Origin of the sequence: Inediibacterium massiliense (assembly GCF_001282725.1) — a bacterium.
Taxonomy (GTDB): Bacteria; Bacillota; Clostridia; order Peptostreptococcales; family Thermotaleaceae; genus Anaerophilus; species Anaerophilus massiliensis.
On record NZ_LN876587.1, the window covers coordinates 761,632 to 773,893 of the forward strand.

At 33.5% G+C, this 12,262-nt stretch carries 11 protein-coding genes; 9 read left to right on the top strand and 2 right to left on the bottom strand.

Translation table 11 applies throughout. The features are described 5' to 3' along the window. The first annotated feature begins 3 nt into the window (after positions 1-3). The 8 genes from spoVE to ftsZ all read left to right on the top strand — a co-directional run bounded on the left by spoVE (position 4) and on the right by ftsZ (position 7,527). Positions 4-1,107 carry a stage V sporulation protein E gene (spoVE, locus tag BN2409_RS12150; protein WP_242847961.1) on the top strand — a complete coding sequence of 368 codons (1,104 nt, stop codon included), beginning with the start codon at positions 4-6 and terminating at the stop codon, positions 1,105-1,107. 4 nt (positions 1,108-1,111) lie between these two features. Next, positions 1,112-2,218 (top strand): undecaprenyldiphospho-muramoylpentapeptide beta-N-acetylglucosaminyltransferase, encoded by a 1,107-nt coding sequence (gene murG / locus BN2409_RS12155; protein WP_053956892.1) that lies wholly within the window; start codon positions 1,112-1,114, stop codon positions 2,216-2,218. 123 nt (positions 2,219-2,341) lie between these two features. Next, complete coding sequence (gene murA, locus BN2409_RS12160) at positions 2,342-3,595, top strand: UDP-N-acetylglucosamine 1-carboxyvinyltransferase (protein WP_110943111.1); 1,254 nt, start codon at positions 2,342-2,344, stop codon at positions 3,593-3,595. Positions 3,596-3,661: 66 nt separating this feature from the next. After that, positions 3,662-4,405 carry a cell division protein FtsQ/DivIB gene (locus tag BN2409_RS12165; RefSeq protein WP_053956894.1) on the top strand — a complete coding sequence of 248 codons (744 nt, stop codon included), beginning with the start codon at positions 3,662-3,664 and terminating at the stop codon, positions 4,403-4,405. Between the two features lie 11 nt (positions 4,406-4,416). Then, positions 4,417-5,151 carry a DUF881 domain-containing protein gene (locus BN2409_RS12170; RefSeq protein ID WP_053956895.1) on the top strand — a complete coding sequence of 245 codons (735 nt, stop codon included), beginning with the start codon at positions 4,417-4,419 and terminating at the stop codon, positions 5,149-5,151. Between the two features lie 16 nt (positions 5,152-5,167). Then, entirely contained in the window at positions 5,168-5,893 is a 726-nt protein-coding gene (locus BN2409_RS12175) for a DUF881 domain-containing protein (RefSeq protein WP_110943112.1), read from the top strand. Between the two features lie 2 nt (positions 5,894-5,895). Then, positions 5,896-6,237, top strand: coding sequence for a small basic family protein (locus BN2409_RS12180; protein ID WP_053956897.1), 342 nt, complete (start codon positions 5,896-5,898; stop codon positions 6,235-6,237). A 198-nt stretch (positions 6,238-6,435) separates the two neighbouring features. Beyond that, positions 6,436-7,527 (top strand): cell division protein FtsZ, encoded by a 1,092-nt coding sequence (gene ftsZ / locus BN2409_RS12185; RefSeq protein ID WP_053956898.1) that lies wholly within the window; start codon positions 6,436-6,438, stop codon positions 7,525-7,527. Positions 7,528-7,635: 108 nt separating this feature from the next. Here the strand turns inward: ftsZ and alr are convergent, their stop codons facing one another. Both alr and BN2409_RS12195 read right to left on the bottom strand, forming a co-directional pair. Then, positions 7,636-8,781 carry an alanine racemase gene (alr, locus tag BN2409_RS12190; protein WP_053956899.1) on the bottom strand — a complete coding sequence of 382 codons (1,146 nt, stop codon included), beginning with the start codon at positions 8,779-8,781 and terminating at the stop codon, positions 7,636-7,638. A gap of 16 nt (positions 8,782-8,797) precedes the next feature. Continuing rightward, entirely contained in the window at positions 8,798-9,976 is a 1,179-nt protein-coding gene (locus BN2409_RS12195) for a M20 metallopeptidase family protein (protein WP_053956900.1), read from the bottom strand. Positions 9,977-10,148: 172 nt separating this feature from the next. Between BN2409_RS12195 and BN2409_RS12200 the strand changes: the two genes are divergently transcribed. Next, the gene (locus BN2409_RS12200) at positions 10,149-12,221 is read left to right on the top strand and encodes a sigma-54 interaction domain-containing protein (RefSeq protein ID WP_053956901.1); all 2,073 of its coding nucleotides are present in this window, start codon (positions 10,149-10,151) and stop codon (positions 12,219-12,221) included. Positions 12,222-12,262 lie beyond the last annotated feature (41 nt).

The window sequence follows — 12,262 nt, forward strand, 5'->3', positions numbered from 1 at the left end:
ATAGTGCCCAAGAAAAAGACAAGTGATTTTACCCTTATGCTTACAGTTTTAGTATTGGTGGTAGTAGGAGTTGTAATGGTTTTTAGCTCAAGTCATTATTATGCTTTGTCTAAGATGAATGATTCCTATCATTTTTTAAAAAAAGAATTGATATGGGCGGGACTTGGTCTTGTAGCTATGTTTTTTACTATGAATTTTGACTATTGGAAATATAAAAAACTAGCACCTTATGCTTACATAGTAAGTTTAGTGTTATTGATATTAGTACTTACACCTCTAGGAAAGGAATTTAATGGTGCCAAAAGATGGTTAGGAGTAGGAGGCTTTACCATTATGCCTGGAGAAGTGGCAAAAATTTGTGGAATTTTATTTGCGGCATCTTATCTTTCTAGAAAACCTGAAAAAATTAAAGATTTTTTCACAGGGGTAGTTCCAACTCTGATGATTATAGGAATATATTTTGTTTTAATTATACTGCAGCCTAATATGAGTACAGCATTAACTATTAGTTTAATTATAGCATCTATGATGTTTGTAACAGGAATGAGATGGCTTCATGTTAGTATGATGGGACTAGGTGGAGTAGGATTAATTATTGTGATGATCATCTTGGAACCTTATCGTATGAGAAGGCTAACAGGGTTTTTAGATCCTTTTGCAGATCCTCAAGATACAGGATATCAAGTGATCCAGTCTTTGTACGCATTAGGATCAGGAGGATTATTTGGAGTAGGTCTTGGAAAAAGCATACAAAAATATCTTTATATTCCAGAACCTCAAAATGATTTTATATTTGCCATTATAGGAGAAGAACTAGGATTTATAGGATGCATTGTAGTGATTACTTTATTTCTTATACTTATTTGGAGGGGAGTAAAAATTGCCATTAATGCACCAGATCTATTTGGGTGTCTGATTGCAACAGGTATTACAGCTATGGTTGCTGTACAAGTAGTTATCAATATTGCAGTTGCAACCTCTTCTATGCCTGTTACAGGGATTCCACTACCTTTTATTAGCTGGGGAGGAAATTCATTAGCTATATTTATGGCAGCGATAGGAATATTATTAAATATTTCTAGGTATTCACATTTAGATAGGAGTTGAAGCAATGAAAGTATTAATTTCAGGTGGAGGAACGGGAGGACATATTTACCCTGCTATTGCAATTGCTAATAAAATAAAAGAAGAAATCAAAGGGGTAGAAATATTATTTGTAGGCACAAAAAAAGGTCTAGAAAGTGATTTGGTTCCTAAAGCTGGCTATTCATTAAAAACCATTACTGTAAGTGGGTTTAAAAGAAAAATATCTTTAGATACAGCAAAATCTGTAAAAGATTTATTGATAGGAATAAAAGATGCTGTAAAAATTGTTAAAGATTTCAAACCGAATTTAGTGATTGGAACAGGTGGGTATGTATGTGGCCCTGTTGTATTTATTGCTTCTTTATTCAATATTAAAACTGTAATTCATGAGCAAAATGTAATTCCAGGAATGACAAATAAAATATTAGGCAAATTTGTAAGTAGGATTTTTGCTAGTTTTGAAGAGTCTAAGCCCTATTTTAATCATAATGAAAAAATTGTAATAACCGGAAATCCAGTTAGAAAAGACTTTATCCATGTTCATAAAAGTCAGTGTCGGAAGTCTTTAGATATCAAAGAAGATCAATTTGTCATTATGTCATTTGGAGGAAGCAGAGGAGCAGAAAAAATTAATGATACTATGATAGAAGTATTAAAAAAATTTAACGGGAACAAAAATATCACAATGATTCATATAACAGGAAGTAAACATTATGAAAAAACAGTTCATAAGTTGAAAGAAAATGGGTTAAAGATTGAAAATAATATTATTATTAAAGAATATGTTTACGACATGGCAAAATTTATGGGAGCGAGTGATTTAATTATTAGTAGGGCAGGAGCCATTGCATTAGCAGAAATTGCAGCAATGGGACTTCCTTCTATTTTGATTCCATCTCCCTATGTAACAAATAATCATCAAGAACATAACGCGAAAGCAATCGAAAAAAATGGAGCGGCTGTATTGCTTTCTGAAAAAACATTACAATCCAATGAAATGATAAATTTAATAGATACTTTATATAAGGATGAAAAAAAACTAAAAGATATGGCTCATAAAAGTAAATTATTGGCAAAATCAAATGCAACAGATTTGATTTATGACAATATTTTACAAATCATAGAATCCTAAAGGATTTTTCCCTTTCTATGGGAACACCTTTGAGAATTATGCATAAAATGATTAATATATTATTGATTATTTATGTATAAAAGGAATGATTGCCTTAAAGGATATATCTCGGAGGTGAAGTTTGTGAGTAGTTTTTTAATAGAAGGGGGAAATCCGTTAAAGGGTACAATAAGAATTGGAGGAGCTAAAAATGCAGTTCTTCCAATTTTAGCTGCGACTGTCATGAATGGAGGAGAAAGTATATTATTTGATTGTCCTAATTTAAGAGATGTCCATTCTATGATTGAAATTTTAAGATCTATAGGTTGTAGAGTACATTTTGACCAATCTACACTTACAGTTGATTCTAGCACTTTATCTTCTTATGAAATTCCAGAGAATTTGGTAAGAGAAATGAGATCTTCCATATTTTTAATGGGGCCTATGTTAGCTAGATGTGGTAAAATAAAAATTAGTTATCCAGGGGGATGTGAAATAGGTCCTAGACCTATAGATCTTCATTTAAAAGCTTTAAGGGAATTAGGAGTAAAAATTACAGAAGTCCATGGCTTTTTAGAATGTGAAGTAATAAGCTTAGAAGGAAAAGAAATTCATCTAGATTATCCAAGTGTAGGAGCTACTGAAAACGCCATGCTTATTGCAGTGATGGCAAAAGGAACTACAAAAATACGTAATGCGGCAAAAGAGCCAGAAATAATAGACTTGCAGGATTATTTAAATAAAATGGGTGCTAAAGTAGTAGGGGCAGGTACGAGTGAAATTATTATTGAGGGAGTAGAAAAACTGCATAATGTAGAACATCAAATTATTTCTGATAGAATTGTAGCAGGAACCATTGCTACAGCAGTAGCGATTACAGGAGGAGAAGCTGTCTTAGACAATGTAATAGCAGATCATTTAGGTCCTATTATTGCAAAGTTAAAAGAAGCAGGATGTCTAATACTTCAAAAAAATAAAGCTTTAAAAATAAAAATGATACACAGACCTAAAGCAATAGAGATGACCAAAACATTGCCTTATCCCGGATTTCCAACAGATATGCAGGCTCAATTTATGGCTTTTATGACTATAGCGCAAGGAACAAGTATTATTACAGAAACAGTTTTTGAAAACCGATATAAACAGGTAGATGAATTAATAAGAATGGGAGCAAATATCAAAATTGATGGTAGGGTAGCAGTAATTCAAGGAGTTAAAAAGCTTACGGGTGCAAGAGTGTATGCAAAGGATTTAAGAGGAGGAGCAGCTTTAGTGATTGCAGGTTTAGCTGCTGAAGGATTTACAACCGTTGAAAATATTAAACACATAGATAGAGGTTATGAAGATTTAGATTGTATGCTTAAGAGTTTAGGAGCAAATGTTCATAGAATGGATTAAGAGGTGGCTTTTACGCCTCTTAAACAAGAAAAAACATAGGACAACCTTGCAGTGAGGGTGGAAAATATGAAAAAATTCATGCTAGAAGAAAAAGTTCATAGGAGCAATAAAAAACTATTCTCTTTAATTTTGTTACTCATAGGAATTGTGGCTTTTATTGTTATTTTTAAAACGGATGTATTTACTATTAAAAATGTAGAAGTAATAGGAAACAAGCAAATTTCAGAAAATGCAATTATCTCAAAATCAGCTATTACCATAGGAAATCATATTTTAAAAGAAAAATTAGAAAATGCAAAAATAAATTTGTACAAAGATCCATATATTAAAACGGTTGAAATAGAGAGAAAGTTTCCAAATAAAATTGTGATTCATATTACAGAAAGAAAAGAAGAAGCGCTCATTCAATTTATGAATGAATACCTTATTATTGATGAAGATGGCATGGTTTTAAGATCATCTTCTCAAATGGAGAATTTAAAAGTAATAAAGGGTTTGGCTTTTTCAAATTTTATGGCAGGATCTATACTAAAGGTAAAGGATAAGAGCCAATTTAAACAAGCACTTGAAATTGTAAGAGGTTTGAACAGACATAAAGTTATGATTCAAGAGTTAGATATTAGCAATAAAAAAGATATTAAAATTAAGATTACAAATGATTTGATTTGTAAAATAGGAAAAGGAAATGATTTAGATTATAGATTAGAAGCATTAAATGAAATATTAAAAGATTTAAGCAAAAGACAAATTACAAGAGGGGTGGTGGATATTAGTCATGAAGGCTATCCAACCTATAGGCCTGTGGAGTAGGAGGAAGTAGTATGAAAAAAGTCAAAGCACAATTGGCTATTGGAGGAATATGTATTATATTAGGACTTGTTCTAACCCTTCAATTTAGAACTGTACAAAATAATATTTTAGGAGGAATAGCTTCTGGCCAAAAGGCTCAAGAACTAGCTGCAGAATTAAAAAAAGCAAGAGATGAAAAAGATGCTTTAGTAGGAGAAGTAAATTCATTAGAAGCTAAATTAAAAGAAATTGAAGAATCAGAATCCAAAGAAGATGTTTTGGTAAAAAGTATAAGTGCAGAATTGGAGAAATACAAGATTATTTCAGGGCTTAGAGAAGTAAAAGGACCAGGGGTAGTTGTAGTAGTAGATGATCCACCGGCTAATCCAGAATTTCCATCAGATATAAGTGTCATTATGTATAATTTTGATCTTTTATTAAGTTTAATTAATAGACTCAATGATGCAGGGGCAGAAGCCATTTCTATTAATGGACAAAGAATTGTATCAAGAACAGAAATTAGTCTTGCAGGAAATAATGTAAATATTAATTCTGTACCTACAGCACCTCCTTTTGAAATCAAAGCCATTGGAAATGCAGATACACTAGAATCGGCATTAAATATTCGATTTGGAATTGTAGAGCAAATGAAAAGTGAAGCATATAATCTATCTGTGTCTGTAAAAAAGAAAGATGAGATTGTAATTCCTAGATATAATGAAGTGATAAAATTTAGATATGCTAAGCCTGTTGAAGATAAGGAATAGTGATTGAGGTGAACTCATGAAGCACAATATGTGGAGAATCAATATTTTAATGTTTTGTATATTATTAGGAGTAGTTATTGCAATGCAGCTTAAAAATGTCCAAGGACATTATCAGTATGTACCATTAAAAGTGATTCATGATTATAAGTTATCTATTGAGAGTCAAAATAAAGAAGTAGAAAAATTAAAAGAAATGTTAAAAGACCGAACAAAAAGTATTCATGAATACGAACAAAGTAAAGAAGAAGGTGGTAAATTTAAAGAGACGATGATCAAAGAATTAGAAGAACAAAAATTGATTAGTGGCTTTACAGATGTAGAAGGATCTGGTGTTGTGATAACTTTAGATGATAGTACTAGAGAACTATATGAAGGAGAAAAAGCTGAAGATGTAATAGTTCATGATATATATGTTCTAAATATTGTAAATGATTTAAAAGTAGCAGGTGCAGAGGCTATATCGATAAATGGACAGAGATTGCTTTCTATGAGTGAAATGGTATGTGCAGGACATACCATAAGAATTAACAACCAAGTTTTTGCCCAACCTTTTATTATCAAAGCCATTGGAGATCCTAAAAAGTTAGAAGCAGCAATGTTGGCACCTGAAAGTACTGCTCAGTATATAAAAGAAATTTATGAATTGTATGTTGAAGTGAATACAAGTATCAACATAAAAATACCTAAGTTTTCTGAAGAAGTAGATTTTAAATATTTAAAAGTTGTAGAAGAGGGTGAATAAAGTTGATCATTGCAATTATAGGTTTGATTATAGGAGTATCTTTAGGATGGTATCTTCCAGTTACCTATCCTACATCCTATTCTCTATATATGTCTGTAGCAATACTAGCTGCACTAGATTCCGTATTTGGAGGGATTAGAGCATATATGGAAGAAAAGTTTAATAGTGCTATATTTATATCAGGTTTTTTTGGAAATGCTATTTTAGCTGGATTTTTAGCATATACTGGAGATCGATTAGGGGTTCCATTGTATTACGCTGCTATATTTACATTTGGAGGAAGGTTATTCCAAAACTTCGCAGTGATTCGAAGATTATTTATTGAAAAAATAGGACAAAAATAAACTTTTTATTTAAAAAAAAAAGGATATTTTACGATTACGTTGAATTTAGTTATAATGGATGAGACATTATGCCCTTATGAAATTTAGAAGTAAGAGGATGGATGAGAGTAGCGTAGAATCCTTAATACATAAAAGTAAAGAATAGTAATTTATTAGGCTAGTTGAATATTTTCATAGCTGTATGGAGGAGGTAAACTTATGTTAGAATTCGACGTAGATATGGAACAATTTGCACAAATTAAGGTAATAGGTGTTGGAGGCGGTGGGAATAATGCAGTCAATAGAATGATAGAATCTCAACTTAAGGGTGTACAATTTGTGGCCATTAATACGGATAAGCAAGCTTTATTTACATCTAAAGCTGAGTATAAAATACAAATAGGAGACAAACTTACAAAAGGTTTAGGAGCTGGTGCAAATCCTGAAATAGGAAGAAAAGCTGCTGAGGAAAGTAGAGAAGACATTTGTCAAGCATTACAAGGAGCAGATATGGTATTTGTTACTGCTGGAATGGGTGGAGGAACTGGAACAGGAGCTGCACCTGTAGTGGCACAAATTGCAAAAGAAATGGGTATTTTAACAGTAGGTGTTGTAACAAAGCCATTTACTTTTGAAGGAAAGAGAAGACTACAGCATGCAGAACTGGGAATTGAACAATTAAAAGATAAAGTTGATACTTTGGTAACGATTCCAAATGATAGACTTTTACAGGTTGCAGAAAAGAAAACATCTATTATGGATGCTTTTAAGATTGCAGATGATGTTTTAAAACAGGGTGTACAAGGTATATCTGATTTAATAGCAGTTCCTGGACTTGTAAACTTAGACTTTGCGGATGTAAAGACCATTATGTTTGAACAAGGCCTTGCTCATATGGGAGTAGGAAGAGTAAGTGGAGAAAATAGAGCTGCAGAAGCAGCAAAACAAGCAATACAAAGTCCGCTTCTAGAAACTTCTATTGAGGGAGCTAAGGGAGTTCTTTTAAATATTACAGGAGGACAAAATTTAGGATTGTTTGAAGTGAATGAAGCAGCTGAATTGGTAGCACAAGCAGCAGATCCAGAGGCAAACATCATTTTTGGTGCTGTTATTGATGAAAACTTAAAAGATGAATTGATTATTACAGTTATTGCTACAGGATTTGAAAGTAAAAAAACAATTAATAAAAAAATCATAGAAAAGCAAAATGAACAGCCTAAGCCAAATGAACAAATAGTTGAAAAAGAGGTAGCTGAAAATCCAATTTCAGATGATTTAGACATACCAACTTTTTTAAGAAGAAGAAGATAAAGATCGTTTAGTTTACTAAACGATCTTTTTTTAAAAGGTGTTTAATAGTATGGACGAAAACTAGAGGTATCCTTTTACGCTATTCGTCTTTATTTTTATAACGTTTACTTATAGATAATTCGTTACTTTTACTATTTTACCCCCTTTAACGTAAACTCTAGGGGGTCTCATTGTAATACGTGCTGCAATCTCATTTTTATTTGTTTGGGCTAGTTCAGAGGCCTCTTGGATGCTCATGGTATTGTCTGTTCCATCTCCATAAATTATCACCTCATCTCCTTCTTTTACAGGACCTATATCTGTTAAATCTACCATGCACTGATCCATACAAATTACACCAATAATGGGCGCTTTTTTGCCATTGACTGTAACATATCCCTTATCTCTCATATTGCGGGGATAACCATCTGCATATCCAAATGGTAGTGTGCCAATGATACTATCTCTTGTTGCTTTCCATAGATAATCGTAGCTGACACCCTCTCCTTTAGATAGTTCCTTGATATAAGAAATCTTTGTTTTGAAAGTAAAAGCCTGATAAATATTTAGCTCTCCTTTGTGAAACCCTTTCAATCCATAAAGAATGGCACCTGGACGAATCATATTCATACGATATTGTGGATAATCTACTGAAGCAATGCTATCAGCAATATGCTTAAAGGTAAAAGTAACGCCTTTTGCTTTTAAATAATCTAAAGCTTTCGTAAATTTTTCATATTGAATTTTATTTTCTTCATCATTTTTCAGTGCTAGATGAGAGAATATTCCTTCTATTTCTAAAAATTCTAACTTACTAATTTTTTCAATATCCTCTAGGCTCTTTTTATTGTCTTTAAATCCTAATCGATTAAATCCTGTATCATACTTGATATGAACCTTTACTTTTTTTTCATATTCTTTCCCCAATGCATTCAACAGCTTTGCTTGATGTAGCGTAAAGATTGTTTGAGTAAGATCATTTTCTACAACATATAAAAGATTGCTATCTGGTGTATGTCCCATAATTAAAATAGGATAGTTTCCATATACCTTTCTTAAGTTCAATCCTTCATTGAGTGCTGCAACAGCTAGATAATCCCCTCCGTTTTCCATAATGGTTTGAGCTATTCCTATAGCCCCAAGTCCATACCCATTAGCTTTTACTACAGCTGCTATAGCTACATTTTTTCCTGCCATTTCTTTGATTTTTCTAACGTTATGAGCAATTCGATCAAGATTGATTTCTACAATGGTATCTCTTAATATTGGGTTCATCTAAACGCCTCCTGTTTTATTTTTTCAAAAGCTTTAATACACTCATTACTTCCAAAACTATTCCGTATTTTATACAATTTTCATCTGGGAGAAATTGATCATTGTGAAGGGGTGCATTTTCCTTTTCTTTAAAACCGCATCCCAAGTGAAAAAAAGCACCTTTCGCCACTTCGTTAAAAAATGAGAAGTCTTCTACCCCAAGGCTTGGGTACTCCTTATATTGAATATGCTCTTTCCCTATAAAATCTTCTGCACAAGAAACAATAACATCTAAAACATCATCATCGTTAATAAGAGATGCATAGCCATCTTCAATACGTACTTCTGCCCATGCACCGTATGCCTTAGCTGTGTTTTCGCATATCTCTTTGATTCTATCCTTTGTCTGCTGTCTTGTAGCAGGATCTAACGTCCTAAATATGCCTGAAAAAGTGGCTTCTCCTGGTATAATGTTGTTGCGTGTGCCTGCATTAAATTTCCCAACAGATAAGACAACAGAATTCAGCGGTGAAACATTCCTGCTGACAAGGCTCTGAAGAGCATTTACTATATTGCACCCAACCAAAAGACTATCTACTGATTTTTCAGGATATGCTCCATGACCAGAGATACCTTTTACCTTAATATAAAATTCGTTAGATGCAGCGTTTAGTTTTCCATGACGTATTTCAATCCATCCAGTAGGCAGATAAGGCATCACATGAAGACCTATTACATAATCTACGTCTGGATCTTTCATACAACCCTCCTGTACCATACGTTTTGCCCCTCCTACCGTTTCTTCAGCTGGCTGGAAAAATAGCTTGACATTTCCTTCTATATCCTTCTCCATAGACTTTAGCAGTTTTGCAGCTCCAAGGAGAATACTGGTATGTAAATCATGGCCGCAAGCATGCATGACGCCATCGTTTACTGACTTATAGGGTATATTATGGTTTTCAGAAATAGGTAGAGCATCTATATCTGCACGAATAGCCACAGTTTTTCCAGGCTTTGCCCCGTGAATTATTCCTACCACACCTGTTTGTGCGATGTCATTTTGGTATTTTATTCCAAAAGATTCAAGATGCTCGCAGATCTTTTGGGATGTTCTGAATTCCTGTTCACTAAGTTCAGGATGTTGATGAAAGTCTCTCCTTATTTCTACAATTTCTTCAAATATCTCATCCGCCATATCTATAATACGTTCTTTCATTTTATAGTTTCCTCCAATCTATATATAACTGTTTTATTTACCTTAATTTACTTAGATATATTTGCAATTATTATGCCAATTATTAAATAATATTTAATCACTCGCTTATGATATAATGTAAGTAAATGTATCGGATAAGTATTTTATACAATAATGGAATTAGGTGATTGAAATGGATACAAAACACATTCTTATTCTTACGATGAATACAAAAGCCGGAAATTTTTATAAGGAGACACTACTAGAACTTTTTCCGCCCAATAGTATTGACGTGGTGGTTCACACGCCTGTTTCCTATACAAAAGAAACGCCATTGTCACATATTGATTTGTATCTTATTTCAAAAAACGCAATTGAAGGTGCCAGTGATATCACTTGCTCTATTCCGTTTGGTGTTCCTGTGGTGGACCTCAAAGTTGATTACAAGGAAGATTCTATCAAGGTGCTCCGTAGCATTAAAAAAGGGAAGAAATGTCTTTACGTCAATACGTCTGAAAACTTATCTCTAGAAGGTATTGTAAATTTGCGCCACCGTGGCATTCACAACATTGCACTTTATCCCTATGCACCTGGAATGGAAATCTGGGAGGATATCAGCTTTGCTCTAACACCAGGAGAACATCAGCTAGTCCCGTCCTTTGTAAATGAGGTGATCGACCTCGGTTATCGGTATCTGACTCCACGTACCTTGCTGGAAATCGCTCTGAAATTACATATTGAAAATCTCTTGCTAAACGAAAAATTTAGTGACTACTCTGAACAATTTCCTTCCAATACATATAATTCATCTGTTCTATTTCAGAAAACATCCCAGCTGGAAATATGGCTGAATAATCTGATGGAAATCATGGATACAGGTGTCATTGGTATTGATGAACATGGTCGCGTATTTTGCATTAATCAAAAGGCGAAAAATATATTGCAAATGGATGGCAAAAAAGAGCAGGAAATGCATTACAAATCTATACTTCCTTTTATTGACTTCGAATCGACGAGCAAAAAGCAGCTTCAAATGATAAATAAAATTGTCCATTATCTTCACACAGATATTATGGTGACTATTCATCCAATTGTCATTGACAGCAAATTTCGTGGTCACTTCGTCATTCTTGAAAAATTCATGGAAATGGAGAACAAGCAGCAAAAAGCGAGAGCTCAAATCCTTAAGAAAGGTCATCAGGCTAAATACTATTTTTCAGATATTCTTAGCATTAGTTCAAAAATGACTGCTACTTTGCAACTGGCACAGAAGATGTCAAAAACATCCTCTGCAATACTCATTACAGGAGAAAGTGGTACGGGCAAGGAGCTTCTTGCAAGTGCAATTCATAATGCCTCTACCAGAGCAGTCCATCCATATATAGCAATAAATTGTGCAGCTATGCCTGAGAATCTTCTGGAAAGTGAATTGTTTGGTTATGAAGGAGGTGCATTCACAGGGGCTAAAAAATCTGGAAAGCTTGGACTCTTTGAGTATGCCCATAGAGGAACTCTTTTTCTTGATGAAATTGAAGACATGAGTCCGTCTCTACAGGTAAAACTTCTTCGTGTATTACAGGAAAAAGAAGTTATGCGTATTGGTGGTCATAAAATCATCAATGTGGATGTTCGAATTATTGCAGCAACCAATGTAGAGATAGACCAAATGGTGAAAAATGGCGCTATCAGAAAAGACTTGTATTATAGATTAAATACATTGCAGCTAGAGCTTCCACCTCTACGTGAGCGCATAGAAGATATTCCACTCCTTGCAAATCATTTTATCCATAAGAACAACTTTCACTTTATCCTAAGAGAAGATGTTTTGGATGCATTTCGTAATCATCCTTGGAACGGCAACATTAGAGAGCTAGAAAACTGCATTGAATATTTTTATTGTCTAGATAAAGAAATTATTACAAAGAAAGATCTACCTAAATCCTTTCACAAGGAAAATTTAAGACAACAACGGGGAGCTCTGTCTAAATTGCTGGAGCTACCAAAAGAAATCATCTACAACCTTGAACAACCTGACCTATTATTATTTGTTCTGGATACAATTTATTACTATAATTGTCAGAAAAAATCTATAGGAAGAAGAAGTATTCTAAAGGAATCTAAACTACATTCTGTAAATCTTTCGGAATCAGAAATCAGGAAAATTATGAGAGAATTAGCATCCAATCAATGGATAGAGATCCGTATTGGTAGGGCTGGTGCAAAAATAACAGCTGCTGGCATTGACTACCTAAAGTCCAGACAATAATACAATAAAACCGAAGGGGCATCTTCAAGAAGACCTTCGGT

What these genes read in the sequence shown, in the direction of transcription:
- murG (WP_053956892.1), top strand. Translation starts at nt 1,112, where the DNA reads ATGAAAGTATTAATTTCAGGTGGAGGAACGGGAGGACATATTTACCCT.
- BN2409_RS12165 (WP_053956894.1), top strand. Translation starts at nt 3,662, where the DNA reads ATGAAAAAATTCATGCTAGAAGAAAAAGTTCATAGGAGCAATAAAAAA.
- BN2409_RS12170 (WP_053956895.1), top strand. Translation starts at nt 4,417, where the DNA reads ATGAAAAAAGTCAAAGCACAATTGGCTATTGGAGGAATATGTATTATA.
- BN2409_RS12175 (WP_110943112.1), top strand. Translation starts at nt 5,168, where the DNA reads ATGAAGCACAATATGTGGAGAATCAATATTTTAATGTTTTGTATATTA.
- ftsZ (WP_053956898.1), top strand. Translation starts at nt 6,436, where the DNA reads ATGTTAGAATTCGACGTAGATATGGAACAATTTGCACAAATTAAGGTA.
- alr (WP_053956899.1), bottom strand. Translation starts at nt 8,781, where the DNA reads ATGAACCCAATATTAAGAGATACCATTGTAGAAATCAATCTTGATCGA.
- BN2409_RS12195 (WP_053956900.1), bottom strand. Translation starts at nt 9,976, where the DNA reads ATGAAAGAACGTATTATAGATATGGCGGATGAGATATTTGAAGAAATT.
- BN2409_RS12200 (WP_053956901.1), top strand. Translation starts at nt 10,149, where the DNA reads ATGGATACAAAACACATTCTTATTCTTACGATGAATACAAAAGCCGGA.